We start from the raw sequence: 20,835 nt of genomic DNA, 5'->3' as shown, positions 1-20,835 counted from the left end.
AGGGCTGCCACAAGATGCCCGACCCTGTTTGCGAGCAGTCTTAACAAACTCGTTACACTTCCCCGCCCGCGTAGGATCGAACCATGTCCGAGCTCCCCCACGTCCGGCCCGAACGACCCGCGGAGCCCGCCCCCGCCGCGACCGCCCCGGCACGTCTCTCCGGACTCGACCTCCTCAGCTTCCTGTGCGCGATGTTCGCCGTCGTGTCGCTCGCCATCTGGGGTTTCACGGCGTGGGATGCTCCGTGGAACGTCGTCCTCGGCATCGCCACCCCGCTCGCCACCCTCATCGTCTGGGGCCTGTTCGCCTCACCGCGCGCCGTGGTCCGGGTCCACCCGTTCGTGCGCGGGCTCGTCGAACTGCTCATCTACCTGTCGGCGACGATCGCGTGGTGGAGCGCCGGTCAGGCCTGGATCGGCCTGGGCTTCGCGCTCGTCGCCGTCGTCGTCGGCGTCCTGGCGGGTCGTCGACGGCTGTCGTGACCGACGTCGTCGACCGCCTCCGCGACGCGCTCGGCGAGCGCGTCGACATGAGCGAGGCCGCCCTCGAAGACGCCCGCGCCGACAAGTCGGGACACCGCGCGTCGGGACGACCGCTCGCGCTCGTGCGGGCGGCATCCGTCGCGGACGTGCAGACCACGATGCGGATCGCATCCGCCACGGGCACGCCGGTCGTCACCCGCGGCGCCGGCACGGGCCTCGCCGGCGGCGCGAACACCGGCTCGGGCGAGATCGCCCTGTCGCTGCGCGGCATGGACCGCATCCTCGAGGTGCGGCCCGACGACCTCCTCGCCGTCGTCGAACCCGGCATCCTCAATGCGGATCTCGGCCGCGCCCTCGCTCCCCACGGCCTGTGGTGGGCGCCCGACCCCGCCAGTCGCGAGATCTCCACGGTCGGCGGGAACATCGCCACGGGGGCGGGCGGACTGCTCTGCGCGAAGTACGGCGTCGTCCGCGACGCGGTGCTCGCGCTCGACGTGGTCCTCGCCGACGGGCGCCTCATCTCGACCGGCCACCGCAGCGTGAAGGGTGTGACCGGCTACGACCTGACCGCGCTGATGATCGGCTCGGAGGGCACGCTCGGGGTCGTCGTGGGTGCGACGCTCAAGCTCCGACGGCTCGTGCCGGGGCAGTCCCGCACCCTGACCGCGCAGTTCGCCGATGTGCGCGCCGCCGCCGCGGGTGCTGCCGCCGTGACCGCCGCCGGGGTGCAGCCCGCGATCATGGAGCTGATGGATGCCGTGAGCCTGGCGGCCGCGCACGCGCTGCTCGGGCTGCCGAGCCCCACACCGGGTGCGACGCAGCTCACGGTCCAGACCGACGGCGTCGCCGCCGCCGCGGATCAGGCGGAGATCACCGAGATCCTCACCGCCGCGGGCGGCGCGGTGCGCCTGGCCACCGACGACGCCGAAGCGGCGCAGCTGTGGGCGGTGCGCCGGGCGATGCACCCCGCGATGGAGAGCCTCGGGACGGCGCTCATCGAAGACGTGTCGGTGCCGCGCAGCGCCCTTCCGGCGATGTTCGACGAGATCGCGCGCATCGAGGCGGAGTTCGGCCTCACGATCCCGACCGTCTGCCACGCCGGCGACGGCAATCTGCACCCCAACTTCATCTTCGACGGCGACGAGGTCCCCGAGCGCGTCTGGCAGGCCGCCGACGCGCTCTTCCGCGCCGCGCTCGCCCTCGGGGGCACCCTCACCGGGGAGCACGGGATCGGCGTCCTCAAGAGCCGGTGGCTCGCCGACGAGATCGGCGACGATCAGTGGGCGTTGCAGCGCGGCATCAAGGCCGTGTTCGATCCGGCCGGCATCCTCAATCCGGGCAAGGTGTTCGCCGCTCAGCCGTGACGCGCGGTCGCGCCGGCCGCCGCGGTCGTCTCGCGCGGCGCGGCGGGACTCGTCGTCACCGCCAGCACCATGGAGACGATGCCGACGACACCCGGGATGGTCGCGGGCAGCACCCCGACGGGTCCGCCCGCCCCCGGTCCACCGTTCCCTCAGGGCGATCGTGGCAGTCTCGAACGGTCCCGTCCTCGAGGAGGTCCGCTGTGCCCGCAACCCGCTCCGTCCGCACGACCGGTGCGCTGGTCGTGGCCGGCCTCGTCGCGCTGGGCGGCACCGCGTGCACGTCGTCGTCGCATCCCGAGGCGGACGGCCAGAGCGTCGCCGCCGCGTGCGCGACCCTCGCCGACTCGGTCGAGCAGGCGATGACGGCGTTCACCGAGGCGGATGCCGCCGACCCGGCCGCCGCGGCGCAGGCGACCGCCGAGGTGCGCGACGACCTCGCCGCCGCGGTGACGTCGATCGGCAACGCACGCGTCGAGGCCGTCGCGGCCGATCTGCGGGCGGGGTTCGACGTCCTCGCCGAGGCGACTGCCGCGGCCTCGAAGGGCGACATCGCCGGCGCGACGGGTCTCGCCGACGCCACCGATCGCATCCGCACCGGCCTCGCCGAGTATCACGATCTGTGCAGCGGATGATCGGTGATCCGCCCTCGTCACGTACCATTTCCTGAAGCGACATTCGCCCGACGACGAGACCCCGGATCCCCGTGGCGTCCGGAACGCCGGGCCGCAGCTCGGGGGAGACCGATGTCGGAGATCATCACACGCCAGGACACCGGCGACACGCCCGCCTCGGGCGAGCACCTCGACGTGCGCTGGGCTCCCGCCGAGCCCGCGCCGCGCCCCCGTCGCCTCTGGCTGAAGATCGGTCTGCCCGCCGCCGCGGTCGTGGCGGCCGCGACGGTCTGCTCCCTCGTACTGATCGCTCCCGGCACGACCGCCGCCGGCGTCCCCGTCGGCGGGCAGACGGTGGGCATGGCCGCCGACTCCATCTCGTCCCGGCTCTCCTCGATCCAGGTCTCCCTGGGCGACGGCGGCCCGACGGTGTCCGCCGCCGACCTCGGCGCGACCGTCGACGCATCCGCCCTCGCCGACGAGGCCTTCGCGGGCAGCCCCCTCTGGAACGTCTCGGCATGGTTCGCCGAGTACGGCACGCCGACGGTCACCCTGAACGCCGAGCGCGCCGCGACGACGCTGCGCGCCGCGCTCCCCGAGGCGTACGTGGATCCCACTCCCGCCGCGGTGTCCTTCCAGGACGGCGCCTACGTCAGCACGCCCGCCGTCGACGGCACGGGCATCTCGCTCGCCGCCGTCAGCGACGCCCTCGGATCCGCTCTCGCGTCGGGCGCCTCCACGGCGACGGTCGACGCGACTCCCGAAGCCGTCCCCGCCACCGTGACGACCGCCGCCGCCGAGTCCGCCGTCGAGCGCCTCAACGGCATGATCGCCGAGGCCGGTTTCTACGCGGGCGACGACCGTGCGGTTCCCGTCTCCGCCGCGGAGCTCGCCTCGTGGCTGACCGTCGAGACCGACGCCTCCGGCGCCTTCACGATCACCGCCGACGCCGCCGCGATCCAGCTCGCCGTCGACAAGCTCCCCGAGGTCGTCAACCAGGACCCGGTCACGGCCCAGGTGCTCGCGAACGAGGCCGGTGAGGTCCTGACCACAATCGTCGAAGGCCAGGACGGGCGCGTGCTGGGCGACACGTCCGGCGTCGCGCGTGATTTCGCCGACCAGCTCGCGACGGGCGATGCGTCGTATGCGCTGCCGGTCGACGTCACGCCGCGGGAGACCGTGAGCACGGTGCGTCTGGCCGAGGTCGACCTGGGCGAGCAGCGCCTGTACCTGAAGGAGAACGGCAAGGTCGTCGACACCTGGCTCATCTCGAGCGGTCGCGACGGCGCGGTGACCTTCACGGGCCACTACTCCATCGGCTGGCGCACGCCCCTGCAGGACATGACCGGCACCTCCCGCGACACCGGGACGAAGTACACGCAGCCCGACGTGCCGTGGGTGATGTACTTCAACGGCAACCAGGCCTTCCATGGCGCCTACTGGCACAACAACTTCGGCAACCAGATGAGCGCCGGCTGCGTGAACATGCCGCCCGCCCTCGCGAAGAAGCTCTACGACTGGATGCCCGACGGCGGCGACGTCTGGATCCACTCCTGAGCGTCATCTGACGACCCGCATCCGTCGTCCCCGTGCGACGGGCTGCGATCACGGTTAGCCTGTGCTCATGGCTGACCTCCGCGTGGAAGAACTGTCGGCGTCGACGATCGTCGCCGTGAACACCCTCTCGCTCAAGCCGGGCCAGGAACGCTTCATCGCGCCCGAGAGCTACGCGATCGCCGCAACGGTGGTCGACCCCGCCACTTCGTGGCAGCGTGTGATCCTCGACGGTGACGAGGTGGTCGGCTTCGTGAGCGCCGGCTTCGACGCCGACGCCCCGCACGAGCACTTCCGCTCGGTGCTGTGGCGGATCAACGTGGATGCCGACGACCAGGGTCGCGGCGTCGGGCGCTACGCCGTCGAGCAGCTCATGAACGAGGCCCGCGCGCGCGGGTTCGATCACGTGAACGTCATCTACGAGGCCGGAGAGGGCGGGCCCGACGCGTTCTTCCGCCGCGTCGGCTTCACCCCCGTCGACGAGACCGAGTACGGCGAGGTCGTCGCGCAGATCCGGCTCTGACGCTCCCCCGAACGCACGGATGCCCCGGCCCGCACTCGCGGCCGGGGCATCCGTTTGTGCGGATCAGAGTCCGTCGATGATGCCGTTCAGCGTCGCGGAGGGCCGCATGACCTTCTCCACCAGCGCCGGGTCGGGACGGTAGTAGCCGCCGATCTCGGCGGGCGAGCCCTGCACGGCGACCAGCTCGGCGACGATGGTCTCCTCGCCGGCGGTCAGCGCCTCGGCGACCGGGGCGAACGCCGCGGCGAGCTCGGCGTCGACGGTCTGACGCGCCAGCTCCTGCGCCCAGTAGGTCGCGAGGTAGTAGTGGCTGCCGCGGTTGTCGATCGTGCCGAGGGCACGGCCCGGCGACTTGTCCTCTTCGAGGAAGGTCCCGGTCGCGGCGTCGAGCGTGTCGGCGAGGACCTTCGCGTGCGGGTTGCCGGTGTAGTCGGCGAGGTGCTCGAAGGATGCCGCCAGCGCGAAGAACTCGCCGAGCGAGTCCCACCGCAGGTAGTTCTCCGCGACGAGCTGCTGCACGTGCTTGGGGGCGGAGCCGCCCGCGCCGGTCTCGAACAGTCCGCCGCCGGCCAGCAGCGGGACGATCGAGAGCATCTTGGCGCTCGTGCCGACCTCGAGGATCGGGAAGAGGTCGGTGAGGTAGTCGCGCAGGACGTTGCCGGTGACCGAGATGGTGTCCTTGCCGCGGCGGATGCGCTCGAGCGAGTAGCGGGTCGCGTCGGCGGGGGCGAGGATCTCGATCGTGAGACCGTCGGTGTCGTGCTCGGCGAGGTAGGTCTTCACCTTCGCGATGAGGTTCGCGTCGTGGGCGCGGTTCTCGTCGAGCCAGAAGACGGCGGGCGCACCCGTCGCACGCGCACGGGTGACGGCGAGCTTCACCCAGTCGCGGATGGCGACGTCCTTGGTCTGCGTCGCGCGCCAGATGTCACCGGGCTGGACGGCGTGGGAGAGGAGGACCTCGCCCGCCGCGTTGATGACCTCGACGGTGCCGACCGCGGCGATCTCGAACGTCTTGTCGTGCGAGCCGTACTCTTCGGCGGCCTGCGCCATGAGGCCGACGTTCGGCACGGAGCCGATCGTGGCCGGGTCGAGCGGACCGTTGGCGATGACGTCGTCGATCGTCGCCTGGTAGACGCCGGCGTACGAGGAGTCGGGGATGACGGCGATGGTGTCGTCCTCGCCGCCGTCGGCGCCCCACAGCTTGCCGCCGTTGCGGATGAGCGCCGGCATCGAGGCATCCACGATCACGTCGGAGGGGACGTGCAGGTTCGTGATGCCCTTGTCGGAGTTGACGTACGACAGGCGCGGGCCGTCGGCGATGGCCGCCTCGAATGCCGCGCGGATCTCGTCGCCGCCCTCGACGCCACCGAGACCGGCGAGGATCGCGCCGAGGCCGTCGTTCGGGGTGAGTCCGGCAGCCGCGAGCGTGTCACCGAAGCGCGAGAAGACGTCGGCGAAGAACGCGCGCACGACGTGGCCGAAGATGATCGGGTCGCTGACCTTCATCATCGTGGCCTTCAGGTGCACGGAGTACAGCACGTCGTCGGCCGCCGCCTGGGCGATCGTGTCGGCGAGGAAGGCGTCGAGGGCCTTCGCCGAGAGGAACGTCGCGTCGACGACCTCACCGGGCAGGACCTTCAGACCCGACTTCAGCTCGGTGACGGAGCCGTCCTCCCCCGTGAAACGGATCGTGAGGACGTCGTCGTTCTCGATGACCGTCGAGATCTCGTTGGACTTGAAGTCGTCGTGACCGAGCGTCGCGACGCGCGTCTTCGACCCCTCCGCGAACGCCTTGTTGCGGTGCGGGTGCTTGCGCGCGTAGTTCTTGACCGACAGCGGCGCGCGGCGGTCGCTGTTGCCCTCGCGCAGGACCGGGTTCACCGCGGAGCCCTTGATGCGGTCGTAGCGGGCGCGGACGTCCTTCTCGGCGACATCCTTGGGCTCGTCCGGGTAGTCCGGGATGTCGTAGCCCTGGGACTGGAGCTCCGCGATGGCCGCCTTCAACTGCGGGATGGATGCCGAGATGTTCGGCAGCTTGATGATGTTGGCCTCGGGGAGCGTCGCGAGACCGCCGAGCTCGGCGAGCGCGTCGCCGACCTGCTGCTCGGGGGTGAGGTTCTGGGGGAAGGCGGCGAGGATGCGGCCCGCGAGCGAGATGTCGCGCGTCTCGATGCCGACGCCCGCCTTTCCGGCGAACGCTTCGACGATCGGCAGGAAGGACGCCGTCGCCAGCGCGGGAGCCTCGTCGGTGTAGGTGTAGATGATGGTGGAATCGGGCACGTGTCGTCTCCAAGAAAAGGGCGTCGCGGATCGGTCTCAGCGTATCGCACCGCCCCCGTTTCTCTCGATGTCGAGATATCTCGGCGGGCGCGGAAGACACCTGCGTGCGCGGCCGGATGACCGCTAGGGTGAGCGCGTGCCGCGCTTCGATCTGCCTCTGTCCGACCTCCGCGACTACCGTCCCGAGGTCCGCGTCCCCGCGGACTTCGACGCCTTCTGGGCGACCACGATCGCGGGTGCTCGCGAGGCGGGCGGGGCGCCCGTCGTTACGCCCGTGACGACGCCGCTGCGCGGCATCGAGGCGTTCGACGTCACGTTCCCCGGGTTCGCGGGCGACCCGGTCAAGGGCTGGCTGCTCCTGCCCGCGCACCGTGACGGGGCGCTGCCCGCCGTCGTCGAGTTCAACGGCTACGGCGGCGGACGCGGGCTCCCCGTCGAGCGGCTCGGGTGGGCGGCATCCGGGTACGCGCACTTCTTCATGGACACGCGCGGCCAGGGCAGCGCGTGGGGGGCGGGCGGCGCGACGCCCGATCCGCACGGCTCGGGCCCCGCCTTCCCCGGCTTCATGACGCGGGGCATCGACGACCCCGAGACCTACTACTACCGGCGCGTGTTCACCGACGCCGTGCGGGCGATCGACGCGGTGCACACCCTTCCCGAGGTGGATGCCGCCCGCGTCGCCGTGACCGGGGGCAGCCAGGGCGGCGGCATCGCGATCGCCGCGGCCGCGCTGAGCGACGGGCTCGTCGCCGCCATGCCCGACGTGCCGTTCCTCTGCCACTTCGAGCGCGCCGTGGGCATGACCGGGCGCGACCCGTACGAGGAGGTCGCGCGGTACCTCGCCGTCCACCGCGGTGCCGAGGAGCGGGTCTTCGAGACCCTGGCGTACTTCGACGGGGTGAGCTTCGCCGCCCGGGCGGATGCGGCATCCCTCTTCTCCGTCGCGCTCCTCGATCCGATCTGCCCGCCGTCGACGGTGTTCGCCGCGTTCAACGCATGGGCGGGGGCGGACAAGGAGATCGAGGTGTTCCCCTTCAACGAGCACGAGGGCGGTCAGGCGCACCAGTGGCTGCGGCAGGCCGAGTTCCTCGCGGCGCGGATCTGATCAGTCGTCCGCGGGCGGGCGCTCGCCCGTTCCTCGCTCGATGATCCACGTGGGCAGCGTGATCTGGCGCACGAAGCCAGAGGGGTCCCCGATCCGCTCCATCGCGAGCGTCGCCGCGCGTCTGCCGAGTTCGAGCGGGTCGTAGGAGATCACCGAGACACCGAGGACGTCGGCCGTGTCGAAGTCGTCGAAGCCGATCAGTGCCGTCTGCTCGTCGCCGCGCGCTCGCAGGGCGCGGAGTGCGCCGACCGTCACCCGGTTGTTCCCGGCGATGATCGCGGTGGGGGCCGCATCCTCCCGCCAGAGACGCTGGACGAGATCGAGCGGCGGGATCGTGAGGTCGTCGCCCAGCATCTCCCATCGGGCCGAGTCGACGCCGATCTCCGACATCGCCTGCCGGTAGCCCGCGAGCCGCTCGGACTGCGTCCAGACGGACGCCGGGTTGCAGACGTAGGCGATGCGACGGTGACCGCGCGCCGTCAGCCGCCGGGTCGCCTCGAGGACGGCGACGCGGTTGTCGAGGACGATCGAGTCGGCCGCGAGGTTGCGCGCCGGGCGGTCGATCGCGATCACCGGGGTTCCCAGTTGGCGTTCGCCCTCGAGGTAGGACTGGTCCTCGCCGACCGGGATGAGCAGGAGCGCTCCGACCCGCTGCGCCAGCAACGCGTCGGCCACGCGGCCCTCCCCTTCCTCGGTGTCGTCCGTGGTGGCGACGACGAGGCTGAACCCGTGGGCGGAGAGCTCCTTCTCGATGCCCGCGGCGACCTTGTAGTAGAACGGGTTGCTCAGCTCGCCGATGATGAAGCCGACCGTACGGCTCCCGCCTCGACGGAGCCCCTGCGCGAGGCTGTTGGGCCGGAACCGCAGCCGTTTCGCCGAGGCGAGCACGCGTTCGACCGTCTGGGGGGCGACGAGCTCGCGTTGGGCGAACACGCGCGAGACCGTCTTCGAACTGACGCCGGCCAGACGTGCGACATCGTCCAGCGTGGCCCGTTGCTGCACCGTCATCGTGCCTCCTCCGCGCCAGACTACCAGTCCGACCGAAATGACGACGATAGACATTTCTGCGACATCAACCCGCGAATGGGTCGTCATGCGGGTTGATAAATACCGGATCAGAGCCAAATCGACATCGCATTCCCGTAGCAGGACAGCTTCAGACAGCGCTGACATTCATGTCTTGTGAGCCGTAGCTCCGAGAGCTAACGTGAGCCGCGTCGGCGCCGTTGCCGACCCGCACCCGAGTGGTTTCGAAGACGAACCTGACAGGAGACGCACACATGGCACGTACACGGATCGGCGTCGCGATCGCGACGTTCACCGTCGCCGGCATCGCCCTCGCCGGCTGCGCCGGCGGCGGAGCGCAATCCGCTGGCGACAACACGATCGACGGCGAGGTGGCCGGCGACATCAAGGTCGTCACCTGGCGCACCGACCTGGTCGAGGACGGCACCTTCGACAAATACGCCAAGGAGTTCCAGAAGACCTACCCCGACGTGAACGTGACCTTCGAAGGGATCACGGACTACGCCGGGGAGATGCTCACCCGCATGTCGACCACCAACTACGGCGACGTCATCGGCATCCCGGCGATCAAACCCGACCAGTACGAGCAGTTCCTCGAACCGCTCGGCGACACGTCCTCGTTCGAGGACACCTACCGCTTCCTCCCGGCCGCCAGCTACGACGGCACGCAGTACGGCATCGCCTTCGGCGGCAACGCCAACGGCATCGTCTACAACAAGAAGGTCTTCGAGGAGGCCGGCATCACCGAGCTGCCCACCGACGAGGCGAGCTGGCTCGAGACCCTCCAGAAGGTGAAGGACGGGACCGATGCGATCCCGATGTACACCAACTACAAGGACGGCTGGCCGCTGACGCAGGCGTTCGGCAACCTCGGCGCGATCACGCACGACCCGGACGCGCCCATCACGATGGCCGAGGACCCGGCGCCCTGGACCGAGGGCACCGACGCCTACGCGGTCGACTCGTTCCTGTACGACACCGTCGCCGCCGGCCTCACCGAGGAGGACCCGCTGACCACCAACTGGGAGCAGTCCAAGGTCGACCTCGGCACGGGCAAGATCGCCACGATGCCGCTCGGCTCGTGGGCCATCTCGCAGATGCAGGCAGCCGCCGAGGCGAACGGCGGCTCCGCCGACGACATCGGCTACATGGCCTTCCCCGTCAACGTCGACGGAACGCAGTACGCCGTCATCGGCGGCGACTACAACCTCGCCGTGAGCAAGCACTCCAAGGCGAAGGCCGCCGCGTGGGCGTGGATCCAGTGGGTCGCGGCCGACTCGGGCTACACCGAGGCGCAGGGCATGATCTCGCCCGTGCTCGACAAGCCGCTCCCCGAGAACCTCGCCGGGTTCGAGGACTCCGGCGTGGAGCTCATGGAGATCAACCCCGCCCCCGCCGGCAAGGAGGGCCTCATCAACGCCGTCGCCGACGACTCGCAGATCGACCTCTACGGGCCCCTCTACCGCCAGAAGCTCATCGACATCGCCCGCGGCGCCGCCGACGGCGACAAGGAGAGCTACTTCGCCGAACTCAACGAGCGCTGGGGCGCATCGGTCGAGAAGCTCGGCTGAGAGAGGCATCCACGATGGCGATCGCAACTCCCGGCTCCGCTCCCGCGGACGCCCCTGCGGTCCTGTCCGCACCCGCCCGGGTGCGCCGGCTTCGCGGCTCGCGCCGCGGGACCGGCGCACCCGGCGCCGGGTCGCGCGGGGCGGGACGCGGGATCGTCCAGCGGCTGACGCCCTGGCTCTTCCTCTCGGGGGCCGTCGGCCTCCTGCTGCTGTTCACGTACTGGCCCGCGCTGAACCTCTTCTACTACTCCGTCACCGACTGGGACGGCATCGACCTCGAGAAGAACCTCGTCGGGCTCGACAACTACGTCCAGGTCTTCACCGACCCACGCATCTTCAGCGTCTTCTGGGTGAGTCTGTACTACTTCGCGGCGTCGTTCCTGCAGATGGGGATCGCCCTCTACTTCGCGACGATCCTCAGCTTCTCGACGCGGTTCTCGAACCTCTTCCGCGGCATCCTGTTCTTCCCGTACCTGATCAACGGCGTCGCCATCGGGTTCGTCTTCCTCTACCTCTTCCAGCCCGGCGGCACCCTCGACACCGTCCTCGGCTGGTTCGGCCTCGCCGACCCGCCGCAGTGGCTCGGCGACCCGGACGTCGTCAACTGGTCGCTGGCGGGCACCTCGGTCTGGCGCTACACCGGCCTCAACTTCGTTCTGTTCCTCGGCGCGATCCAGTCGATCCCGCGCGAGCTGTACGAAGCCGCGGAGCTCGACGGTGCCAACAAGTGGCAGCAGTTCTGGTCGATCATCGCCCCCGGCATCCGTCGCATCATCGGCCTGTCATTCATCCTCGCCATCGCCGGCAGCCTGTCGGTGTTCGAGGTGCCCTTCATCATGACCGGCGGCGCCAACGGATCCGCGACGTTCGTCATCCAGACCCTGCAGACCGCGTTCTCGTTCCGGCAGGTGGGCCTGGCCTCGGCGATGGCCGTCGTCCTGCTGGTGATCGTCCTGGTCGTCACGGTGATCCAACGACGCGTGTTCCCCGACGAGAAGGTGGACCTGACGTGACCGCGACCCTGATGCCGCCCACGAAGCCGACGGCGCTCCCCCGGCGCCGGTCCGCGCGGACGCCGCTGCAGCGCCTCGGCAGCCTGAGCGCGACGGCGGCGAAGTACACGAGCCTCGTGATCGCGGCGATCGTGACGCTGCTGCCGCTGTCGGTGCTGCTGTTCGCGGCGATGAAGAGCTCGAGCGAGTATGCGAGCACGGGCCCCTTCGACCCGCCCTCGAACTGGTTCAACGTCGACAACTTCGTGACCGCGTTCACGAGCGGCAAGATGCTCGAGGGCTTCGTCAACACGACGATCGTGCTCGCCGTGTCGCTCGTCGGCACGATCGCGCTCGGCACAATGGCCGCCTACGCCCTCGACCGCTTCCAGTTCCGCGGCAAGAAGGTCGTCATGGGACTCTTCCTGCTCGCGACCCTCATCCCGGGGGTCACGAGCCAGGTCGCGACCTTCCAGCTCGTCAACGGACTCGGGCTCTACGACACGAAGGCCGCGCTCATCCTGCTGTTCATGGGCACGGACATCATCGCGATCTACCTGTTCATCCAGTTCATGCAGTCCATCCCGATCTCGCTCGACGAAGCCGCCATGATCGACGGGGCGAACCGATGGACCATCTACTGGCGTGTGGTGCTGCCGTTGCTGCGTCCCGCGATCGCGACGGTCGTCATCATCAAGGGCATCGCCGTGTACAACGAGTTCTACGCCCCCTTCCTCTACCTGCCCTCCGAGGGCATGATCTCCACGTCCCTCTTCCGATTCAAAGGGCCCTTCGGCGCGCAGTGGGAGGTGATCGCCGCCGGGACGCTCGTCGTGATCATCCCGACGCTCATCGCCTTCCTGCTCCTGCAGCGTTGGATCTATCAGGGCCTCACCTCAGGAGCCGTCAAGTGACCCACCTCTCCCGCCGCCCCCTCCACGACGGGTGGACCGTCCGCGCCGCCGCAGGGCCCGTCCCCGACGCCCTCGCAGGTGTCGACGTCGACGCGGTCGTGCCCGGCAGCATCCACGTCGACCTGCTCGCCGAGGAGCGCATCCCCGACCCGTTCCACGGGGACAACGAGTCGCTGCTGGCCTGGATCGGTCTCGTGGACTGGACTTACCGCACCACGTTCGCCTGGACCCCCGACGGCAGCGAACGCCACGACCTCGTCTTCGACGGCCTCGACACGGTCGCGACGATCCGCCTGAACGGCCGCGCCGTCGGCGATGTCGCCAACCAGCACCGGTCGTACCGCTACGACGTCGCCGCGCACCTGCAGGACGGCGACAACGAGCTCGAGGTCGCCTTCCGCGCGCCCGTGCCCTACGCGAATCAGGCCAGCCTCGACCTCGGTGCCCGCCCGCGCCCCTACCCGCTGCCCTATGAGGCGATCCGCAAGTCCGCCTGCAGCTTCGGCTGGGACTGGGGCATCGCCACCTACACGAGCGGCATCTGGAAGCCGGTGCACCTCGAGTCGTGGTCCACCGCGCGCCTGTCGCGGACGCGCGTCGTCGCGACACCGGTGGGCGACGGCGGACGGGTCACCGTCGACGTCGACGTCGAGCGGACGGATGCCGCCGGCTCGAACCTGGAGGTGCACGCGATCGTCCGCGGTCCCGGCCTGGACGGCGAGGCGACCGCGAGCGCCGCGGTCGTCGACGAGACGGGCCGCGTCGAGGTGAACCTCTCGGCCGTCCGACGCTGGTGGCCGGTCGGTCACGGCGAGCAGCCGCTCTACACGGTCGAGGTCGTCCTCCACGCGGCGGGTCGGACGCTGGACGCGACCACCCGACGGGTCGGGTTCCGTACGGTCCACTGGGACACCGAACCGGATGCCGCGGGCACCCCCTACACGCTCGTCGTCAACGACCGGCCGATCTTCGTGAAAGGCGTCAACTGGATCCCCGACGACGCACTCCCCGTGCGCATCGATCGGGACCGCTACGAGCGCCGACTGCGCCAGGCGATCGACGCGAACGTGAACCTCATCCGCGTGTGGGGCGGCGGCCTCTACGAGTCCGACGACTTCTACGACCTCGCCGACGAACTCGGACTGCTCGTCTGGCAGGACTTCCTGTTCGCCTGCGCCGCCTATCCCGAGGAGGAGCCCCTGCGCTCCGAGATCGAGGCCGAGGCGCGCGAGAACGTCGTGCGTCTGGCGTCGCACGCCTCGCTCGCCCAACTCGTCGGAAACAACGAGAACCTGTGGGGCTTCGAGGACTGGGGCTGGAAGCTGAGCCTCGACGGCAAGAGCTGGGGCGCGACGTACTACTACGAGCTGTTCCCGGCGATCATCGCCGAACTCGCCCCTCACGTGCCGTACGCCCCCGGCAGCCCGTTCAGTCCGGAGACGGGATGGGATGCCGCATCCGGCCGTCAGACCGGACCGCACCCCAACGACGAGAAGCACGGCAGCATGCACCTGTGGGAGCAGTGGAACCGCCGCGACTGGTCGACCTACCGCGAGCACACGCCGCGCTTCGTGGCCGAGTTCGGCTGGCAGGCACCGCCGGCGTGGACGACGCTCGTCGACTCGGTCGACGACAGTCCGCTCACCCCGGAATCGCCGGGCATGATCGTGCACCAGAAGGCGATGGAGGGGAACACGAAGCTCACGAACGGGCTGCTCCCCCACTTCCGGATGCCGGCGGACATGGAGACGTGGCACTGGGCCATGCAGCTGAACCAGGCCCTCGCCGTCGGCGCCGCGCTCGACCACTTCCGCTCGTGGGCGCCGCACACGATGGGCGCCGTCGTGTGGCAGCTCAACGACTGCTGGCCGGTCACCTCGTGGGCGGCGATCGACGGAGCCGAGCGGGTCAAGCCGCTGTTCCACGCGCTGAAGAACGCCTTCGCCCCGCGCGTCGTGACGGTGCAGCCGCGGGACGGCCGGCTCGTCGCCGTCCTCGGCAACGACACCGATGAGACGTGGACCGTTCCGCTGCGCACCCGACGCGTCTCGTTCGGTGGCGACGTGCTCGCCGACGGCGCGGTGGACGTCACCGTCGAGGCCCGGGGGACGCTCGCCGTGACGATCGACACCGACCTGACTACGCCGACGGATGCCGCCGCCGAAGCGCTCGTCGTCGACGCCGACTCCGCGCGCGGGGTCTGGTACTTCGCCGAGCCGCGCGACTCGACGCTCGGCGACCCTGGCCTGGCTGTGGCGACGCGCCCGGTCGAGGGCGGCACGGAGGTGAGCATCACGGCGGAGCGGTTCGCCCGCGACGTCTCGCTGCTCGCCGACAAGGTGCACACCTCCGCGCAGCCGGCCGACGGCCTGCTCACGCTGCTCCCCGGCGAGACCGGGCGCATCGTCGTGCACCACGACGCCGGCATCGCACTCGATGCCGCCGCCCTCGCCGATCCGCGCGTGCTCCGCTCCGCCAACCAGCTGGTGACCGGATGACCGCCCTCGAGGGGCCCGTCTGCGGCATGACGTGGGGATGGACGGGCGTCCGCGGAACGTGGTCGACCCCCGCCGCAGCGGCATCCCTCGACGCGATGGCCGACCACGGCGTCACCTGGACGGCGCTGGCGTACGCCGCCGAGCAGGCGACCGCGTTCTCGACCGACATCCCGTTCCGCGACGAGCCGACGGTGACCGAGGACGAGATCGCGCACGCGATCCGCGCCGCGCACGAGCGTGGGATGAAGGTGTGCCTGAAGCCGGTCGTCAACGTCGCCGACGGGACCTGGCGCGCCTTCATCGGCTTCTTCGACTGGGACGTCCCCGGCGAACCGAGCTGGACCGAGTGGTTCGCGTCCTACCGGGCGTTCATCCTCGACGCCGCCCGCATCGCGCAGGCCGAGGGCTGCGCGATGCTCTGCGTCGGCTGCGAGATGGTGCGCGCCGACGGGCAGGAGGCCCACTGGCGCGAGCTCATCCGAGCGGTGCGGGAGGTGTACTCCGGACTGATCACGTACAACTGCGACAAGTATCAGGAGGACCGGATCGGCTGGTGGGACGCGGTCGACGTCATCTCGTCCAGCGGCTACTACCCGATCGACGCGTGGCAGGAGAACCTCGACCGGATCGAGGCGGTGGTCGCGGCATCCGGCACGCCCTTCGTGTTCCTCGAGGCGGGCTGCCCGTCGCGGGAGAACTCCCCGATGAGGCCGAACGACTGGGCTCTCGAGGGCGCTCCGTCGGGCCAGGCGCAGCTCGACTACTACCGCGCGATGTTCGACGCGTGCGGCGAGCGGGAGTGGGTGTCGGGCTTCTTCCTCTGGGACTGGCCGGCGGAGCTCTACGCGCCCGACGCGGCGGAGGACAACGACGACTACTGTCCATACGGGAAGCCGGCGGGTGAGTTCCTGCGCTCGCACTATCGTGCGCTGACGACGGCTGCCACAGGAGGAGGACGATGAGCGCGCGCCGCGTGCTGGCCATCGACGCCGGCCAGAGCGACATCAAGGTGCGGGTCGACGACGGCTCCCGTCGGGAGGACCTCGCGTTCCGCGGCATCCACACCGGCGGACCGCTCCTGCCCCAGCTGGCGCGCGTCGTCCACGAGACCCTCCAGCGCACGGGCACCGAACCCGACGTCGTCGCGGCGGGGATCTCGGGACTCACCGACCGAGACGCGGATGCCGACGCGCTGCTCTCGCTCGTCCACGCCGACGGCGTGCGGGCCACGATGCTCGCGCACGACTCGACGACGTCGTTCCTCGGTGCGCTCGGCGACCGGCACGGCGCCGTCGTCGCGGCCGGAACGGGAGTGGTCACCCTGGCCGTCGGCGCGACCGACACGGCCCGTGTCGACGGGTGGGGCTGGATCATGGGCGACGCCGGAAGCGGCTACTGGATCGGTCGAGAGGCGCTCGACGCCGTCATGCGCGCATACGACGGCCGCGGACCGGCGACGCTGCTGACCGACGACGCCCTCGCCCGGTGGCCCGACCTCTCGCAGGCGTACATGGCCCTGCAGGCCGATCACGATCGCGTGCGGGTGGTCGCGTCGCTCGCGCGGAACGTCGCGCGGGCGGCGGATGCGGGCGACGCCGTCGCGCGGGAGATCTCGCACCGTGCCGCGCAGCAGCTCGCGTGGTCCGCTCGGACCGCCGTCCGCCGCGTGCGCACCGACGAGCCGGTGTTCGACGTCTGCGCGATCGGCGGGGTGTTCGCCTCGCGGACGCTGCACGACGCCTTCGAGGCCGCGCTCGGCGAGGGCGCGGGGCTGCGGCTCGTCGCCCCGCAGGGCGTCGGGATCGACGGCGCCCTCGCCCTGGCCGAGATCACGACGGTCCACCCCCTGGGTGCGGCCGTCCACCGCGCCGGCGCGATCTGACCCGCGGCCGGCGTCCGGCGTGCCGAGTGCAGGTTCAGAAGACTCCGACCGCAGGCTGCGCGCGGTGACGGCCGCCTGAACCTGCATCCGGCACGAACGGCAGACCACGAACGACGGATGCCGGGGCCCCGACTTCGGGCCCCGGCATCCGTCAGGGGCTCAGCGCCGGCTCAGACGAGCGATTCGCGCCAGGCGCGGTGCAGCTGCGCGAACTTGCCGGTGCCGGCGATGAGGGCGTCGGGGGTGTCGTCCTCGATGATCCGGCCGTGCTCCATGACGAGCACGCGGTCGGCGATCGCGACCGTCGACAGACGGTGCGCGATGATGATCGCCGTGCGGTCGGCGAGCAGGGTGCCCAGGGCCTCCTGGATCTGGCGTTCGCTCGGGATGTCGAGCGACGCCGTGGCCTCGTCGAGGATCAGCACCGCGGGGTCGGCAAGGAACGCGCGCGCGAACGAGATCAGCTGACGCTGACCGGCCGAGACGCGGCCACCGCGCTTGTTCACGTCGGTGTCGTACCCGTCGGGCAGCTTCTCGATGAAGGCGTCCGCACCGACCGCGCGGGCCGCCGCACGGATCTCGTCCATCGTCGCGTCGGGCTTGCCGAGGGCGATGTTGTCGGCGACCGTCCCGCTGAACAGGTATGCCTCCTGCGTGACCATGACGATCGCGCGGCGCAGGTCCTTCGGGTGCAGCTCCCGCAGGTCGACGCCGTCGAGGGTCACGGCCCCCTTCGTCGGGTCGTAGAACCGCGCGACGAGCTTGGCGAGCGTCGACTTGCCGGCGCCCGTCGTGCCGACGAGGGCGATCGTCTGCCCGGCCGGGATGTCGAGCTGGAAGTGCGGCAGGATCGTCTTCGACTCGGAGTACCCGAACGTCACGTCCTCGAAGCGCAGGTGGCCGGTCGCCTGGCGCAGGTCGACCGGCTTCGTGGGGTCGGGGACCGTCGGGTCCTCCTCGAGCACACCCGACACCTTCTCGAGCGCGGCCGTGGCGGACTGGTACGAGTTCAGGAAGAACGCGACCTCCTGCATGGGGGCGAAGAAGTTGCGCACGTAGAGCACCGCCGACAGCAGGAAGCCGAGCTCCAGCGCGCCGCTGACGACGCGAAGACCACCCCACAGCACGACGGCGGCCAGGGCGAACGAGGCGAGCGCCATCATGGCGGGCTCGAACGTGCCGAACAGGCGAATCGAGCGCATGTTGATGTCGCGATAGTCGCTCGCGAGCCCACCGAACTCGCCGTCGTTGGCCGGCTCCTTCCGGAAGGCCTTGACGGCGCGGATGCCGGTCATCGTCTCGACGAACTTGACGATCACCTTCGCACTGACGACGCGAGACTCCCGGTAGACGACCTGCGAGCGCAGGTAGAACCAGCGCATGAGGAAGAACAGCGGGATGCCCATGAAGGCGAGCACGAGGCCGGACTGCCAGTCGAGCAGGATCAGCGCGACGAGCGTGAACCCGCCGTACAGCAGGCCCGAGACCAGCTCGTTGAGTCCGCCGTCGAGCAGCTCGCGGATCGTGTCGAGGTCGCTCGTCTGACGCGAGATGATGCGGCCGGACGTGTACGACTCGTGGAACTCGAGGCTGAGCTTCTGCGTGTGCAGGAAGATCCGCTTGCGGAGGTCGAGCATCACGGCCTGCGTCAGCCGGGCCACCACGACGGCGTACCAGCCGATGAGGGCCGCACCGCCGATCGCAGTGACCAGGAACACCGCGACGACGGCGATCGTCGGCATCCAGTCGGCTTCCTTCTGGACGGCCGACAGCGCGTTCGCGATGCCCCAGCCGACGAGGGCGGGGCCGGCGACGCGGAGGATCGTCGAGATGACCAGCACGATGCCCGCGAGGACGAGCTGCATCTTCAGCGGCGTGACGAGCGACCCGAGCAGTCGCAGCGAGCGTCGCCGGATCTGCCGGCTCTCCTCGCGGGTGTAATCGGAGCGGTCTTCGCCGCTGGTGCCCGTGACGGTGCTCACAGGGACACCTCCCTCTTCTGCTGACGTTCCTGCTCGTCCTCGAGGCTCGAGATGACGTGCCGGTAGTGCTCGCTGGTGCGCAGGAGCTCGGAGTGCGTGCCGACGGCGGTGATGCGCCCCTCTTCGAGGAGGGCGACGCGGTCGGCGAGCGTGACGGTGGACGGCCGGTGGGCGACCACGAGGGCCGTCGTCTCGGCGAGCACCACGCGGAGGGCGTCCTCGACGAGCGCCTCGGTGTCGACGTCGAGAGCCGACAGCGGGTCGTCGAGGACGAGGACGGCCGGGCGGGCGGCGACGGCGCGGGCCAGTGCGAGACGCTGACGCTGACCGCCCGAGAGGCTCAGCCCCTCTTCGCCGATGACGGTGTCGACGCCGTCGGGCAGGTCGTCGACGAACGCCGCCTGCGCGACCTGCAGGGCTTCGCGCAGGACGCGCTCGCCCTCGGGGCTGTGCGGGTCGAGGTCCTCACGACCGAGGAGGACGTTCTCGCGCACGGTCTGCGAGAACAGCGTGGCGTCCTCGAAGGCCATGCCCACGTGACGGCGCAGCTCGGTCAGCGCCAGGTCACGGACGTCGACGCCGTCGAGCAGCACGCGGCCTCCGGTGACGTCGTAGAGGCGTCCGGGCAGAGTCGTGAGCGTCGTCTTGCCCGAGCCGGTGAGACCGACGAGCGCCATGGTCTCGCCCGGCCGCAGTGACAGGTCGATGCCGTCGAGCAGGTCTCGCTCGGTGGCCGCGGCATCCTGATACCGGAACCGCGCCCCCTCGAAGACCAGCTCGCCGCGGGGTTCGGCGATCGAGACGGGGTTCTCGGGGTCGACGATCGTGTTCTGCTCGTCGAAGACCTCGAAGATGCGGTCCGTCGCGGTGCGCGCGTCGACGAGGAACGAGAACAGGAACCCGATGGACTCGACGGGCCACCGCAGAATGGTCGCCATCGCGAAGAAGGCGATGAGCGCCGCGGTGTCGATCTGCTCCACCGACACGAGGTAGATGCCCGCGCCCAGGCACAGCGCGAACGCGATGTCGGGGAGCAGCACCAGCCAGAACCAGATCCAGCCGACGGCCTTGGCCTTGCTGATCTCGGTCTCGCGGAGCGTCTCCGCCTGACGCGTGAACTTGCGCAGGGCGTGGCTGCCGCGGCCGAAGGCCTTGAGGACACGGATGCCGTGGACCGACTCCTCGACGGCGGTCGCCAGGTCGCCGGCCTGGTCCTGGCTCTGCCGCGAGAGCATGCCGTAGCGGTTCTCGAAGACGTAGCCGGCGATCCACAGCGGTGCAGAGACGACGACGAAGATCGTGCCCAGCAGCCAGTGCCAGCTGAACAGGATGACGGAGCCGACGACGATCGTGATCATGTTCACGACCAGCAGCACGACACCGAAGGCCATCCATCGACGGATGAGGCCGATGTCCTGCATCATGCGGCTCAGCAGTTGGCCGGACTGCCAACGGTCGTGGAAAGCGACCGGCAGCCGCTGCAGGCGCGCGTAGAAGTCGGTGCGCAGCTCGTACTCGACGGCGGTGGCCGGGGCGAGCACGAACCAGCGGCGCGCCCACACCATGAGCGCCTCGAGCAGGCCGAGCAGCAGCACGGCGCCGGCGCCGAGGGCGATCAGCCACGGGTCGCCCGAGGCGATGGGGCCGTTCGTGCCGACGATCTGTTCGAGGACGAGGGGGATGGTGAGACCCAGCAGACTCGCGATGAGCGCGCTGAGGGCGCCGAGCCCCAGGCGCGGGAGCACGGGCTTCGCGAAGGGGATCAGGCGGGCGAGGGAACGGGCGGTGGACAGACGGGGATGCGTCGAGGAGGTCATGATCCTGCACAGGTGAGGAGCGGATGCCGAAGCGGCGAGGAGCGCACGGGGGCGCGGACGATCGGGGTCTCGGGGACCCGTCGAGGGAGAACGATGAAAGGCGCGGGAAGCTTCCGCGCGAGGTCAGACCTCGGTCGTCATCCCCGACGGACGGGGCGTCCGGCGACGAGGAAGGCGGCGGACTTCGTGTAGACGATCTCCGTGGACATGGCTTCCTCCTTGATGGGGCCGGAC

The 20,835-nt window shown here is 70.3% G+C and carries 17 protein-coding genes; 12 read left to right on the top strand and 5 right to left on the bottom strand.

The features are described 5' to 3' along the window. Window positions 1–83 precede the first annotated feature (83 nt). The gene (locus ACPEH2_RS00430; RefSeq protein ID WP_064001298.1) at window positions 84–482 is read left to right on the top strand and encodes a YrdB family protein; all 399 of its coding nucleotides are present in this window, start codon (window positions 84–86) and stop codon (window positions 480–482) included. Window positions 483–529: 47 nt separating this feature from the next. Beyond that, window positions 530–1,846, top strand: a complete 1,317-nt coding sequence (locus ACPEH2_RS00425; protein WP_423718301.1) for an FAD-binding oxidoreductase — start codon at window positions 530–532, stop codon at window positions 1,844–1,846. Here the strand turns inward: ACPEH2_RS00425 and ACPEH2_RS00420 are convergent. Beyond that, on the bottom strand, window positions 1,837–1,959 hold the full coding sequence (locus ACPEH2_RS00420; protein ID WP_311284369.1) for a hypothetical protein: 123 nt from the start codon (window positions 1,957–1,959) through the stop codon (window positions 1,837–1,839). The genes ACPEH2_RS00425 and ACPEH2_RS00420 overlap by 10 nt on opposite strands. 87 nt (window positions 1,960–2,046) lie before the next feature. Between ACPEH2_RS00420 and ACPEH2_RS00415 the strand changes: the two genes are divergently transcribed. The 3 genes from ACPEH2_RS00415 (at window position 2,047) to ACPEH2_RS00405 (ending at window position 4,534) form a co-directional block, all read left to right on the top strand. Next, the gene (locus ACPEH2_RS00415) at window positions 2,047–2,478 is read left to right on the top strand and encodes a hypothetical protein (protein ID WP_359918200.1); all 432 of its coding nucleotides are present in this window, start codon (window positions 2,047–2,049) and stop codon (window positions 2,476–2,478) included. A gap of 111 nt (window positions 2,479–2,589) precedes the next feature. Further along, window positions 2,590–4,014, top strand: a complete 1,425-nt coding sequence (locus ACPEH2_RS00410; RefSeq protein WP_359918201.1) for a L,D-transpeptidase family protein — start codon at window positions 2,590–2,592, stop codon at window positions 4,012–4,014. 67 nt (window positions 4,015–4,081) lie between these two features. Then, window positions 4,082–4,534 (top strand): GNAT family N-acetyltransferase, encoded by a 453-nt coding sequence (locus ACPEH2_RS00405; protein WP_217531611.1) that lies wholly within the window; start codon window positions 4,082–4,084, stop codon window positions 4,532–4,534. 63 nt (window positions 4,535–4,597) lie between these two features. On the opposite strand, the gene ACPEH2_RS00400 is transcribed toward ACPEH2_RS00405, so the two are convergent. Beyond that, complete coding sequence (locus ACPEH2_RS00400) at window positions 4,598–6,814, bottom strand: NADP-dependent isocitrate dehydrogenase (RefSeq protein WP_359918203.1); 2,217 nt, start codon at window positions 6,812–6,814, stop codon at window positions 4,598–4,600. A 136-nt stretch (window positions 6,815–6,950) separates the two neighbouring features. Here ACPEH2_RS00400 and ACPEH2_RS00395 point away from each other — a divergent pair, with 136 nt between their 5' ends. Further along, window positions 6,951–7,919, top strand: coding sequence for an acetylxylan esterase (locus ACPEH2_RS00395; RefSeq protein ID WP_359918205.1), 969 nt, complete (start codon window positions 6,951–6,953; stop codon window positions 7,917–7,919). On the opposite strand, the gene ACPEH2_RS00390 is transcribed toward ACPEH2_RS00395, so the two are convergent. Beyond that, window positions 7,920–8,927, bottom strand: coding sequence for a LacI family DNA-binding transcriptional regulator (locus ACPEH2_RS00390; protein WP_217531608.1), 1,008 nt, complete (start codon window positions 8,925–8,927; stop codon window positions 7,920–7,922). It lies immediately after the preceding gene. A gap of 272 nt (window positions 8,928–9,199) precedes the next feature. Between ACPEH2_RS00390 and ACPEH2_RS00385 the strand changes: the two genes are divergently transcribed. Genes ACPEH2_RS00385 through ACPEH2_RS00360 form a run of 6 tightly spaced genes read left to right on the top strand, consistent with a single transcriptional unit; the run spans window position 9,200 to window position 16,802 of the window. After that, window positions 9,200–10,516, top strand: a complete 1,317-nt coding sequence (locus ACPEH2_RS00385; RefSeq protein WP_359918207.1) for an ABC transporter substrate-binding protein — start codon at window positions 9,200–9,202, stop codon at window positions 10,514–10,516. Between the two features lie 14 nt (window positions 10,517–10,530). After that, window positions 10,531–11,529: a carbohydrate ABC transporter permease gene (locus tag ACPEH2_RS00380; RefSeq protein WP_359918209.1), complete on the top strand. Its 999-nt coding sequence runs from the start codon at window positions 10,531–10,533 to the stop codon at window positions 11,527–11,529. Then, window positions 11,526–12,422 carry a carbohydrate ABC transporter permease gene (locus ACPEH2_RS00375; RefSeq protein WP_217531605.1) on the top strand — a complete coding sequence of 299 codons (897 nt, stop codon included), beginning with the start codon at window positions 11,526–11,528 and terminating at the stop codon, window positions 12,420–12,422. The genes ACPEH2_RS00380 and ACPEH2_RS00375 overlap by 4 nt, the downstream gene beginning before the upstream one ends. Next, complete coding sequence (locus ACPEH2_RS00370; protein ID WP_359918211.1) at window positions 12,419–14,920, top strand: glycoside hydrolase family 2 protein; 2,502 nt, start codon at window positions 12,419–12,421, stop codon at window positions 14,918–14,920. Before ACPEH2_RS00375 ends, ACPEH2_RS00370 begins: the two co-directional genes overlap by 4 nt. Beyond that, window positions 14,917–15,882 (top strand): glycoside hydrolase family 113, encoded by a 966-nt coding sequence (locus ACPEH2_RS00365; RefSeq protein WP_423718001.1) that lies wholly within the window; start codon window positions 14,917–14,919, stop codon window positions 15,880–15,882. Before ACPEH2_RS00370 ends, ACPEH2_RS00365 begins: the two co-directional genes overlap by 4 nt. Further along, window positions 15,879–16,802: an N-acetylglucosamine kinase gene (locus tag ACPEH2_RS00360; RefSeq protein WP_217531603.1), complete on the top strand. Its 924-nt coding sequence runs from the start codon at window positions 15,879–15,881 to the stop codon at window positions 16,800–16,802. The genes ACPEH2_RS00365 and ACPEH2_RS00360 overlap by 4 nt, the downstream gene beginning before the upstream one ends. 170 nt (window positions 16,803–16,972) lie before the next feature. Here ACPEH2_RS00360 and ACPEH2_RS00355 read toward each other — a convergent pair whose 3' ends face one another. Both ACPEH2_RS00355 and ACPEH2_RS00350 read right to left on the bottom strand, forming a co-directional pair. Then, window positions 16,973–18,784: an ABC transporter ATP-binding protein gene (locus tag ACPEH2_RS00355; RefSeq protein WP_359918213.1), complete on the bottom strand. Its 1,812-nt coding sequence runs from the start codon at window positions 18,782–18,784 to the stop codon at window positions 16,973–16,975. After that, window positions 18,781–20,601, bottom strand: a complete 1,821-nt coding sequence (locus ACPEH2_RS00350) for an ABC transporter ATP-binding protein (RefSeq protein WP_253034754.1) — start codon at window positions 20,599–20,601, stop codon at window positions 18,781–18,783. Before ACPEH2_RS00350 ends, ACPEH2_RS00355 begins: the two co-directional genes overlap by 4 nt. Window positions 20,602–20,835 lie beyond the last annotated feature (234 nt).

Origin of the sequence: Microbacterium sp. NPDC064942 (genome assembly GCF_049545525.1) — a bacterium.
Taxonomy (GTDB): Bacteria; Actinomycetota; Actinomycetes; order Actinomycetales; family Microbacteriaceae; genus Microbacterium; species Microbacterium gawkjiense.
The sequence above is the reverse complement of the archived record's forward strand: the minus strand, read 5'-3'. Positions and strand labels throughout refer to the sequence as shown.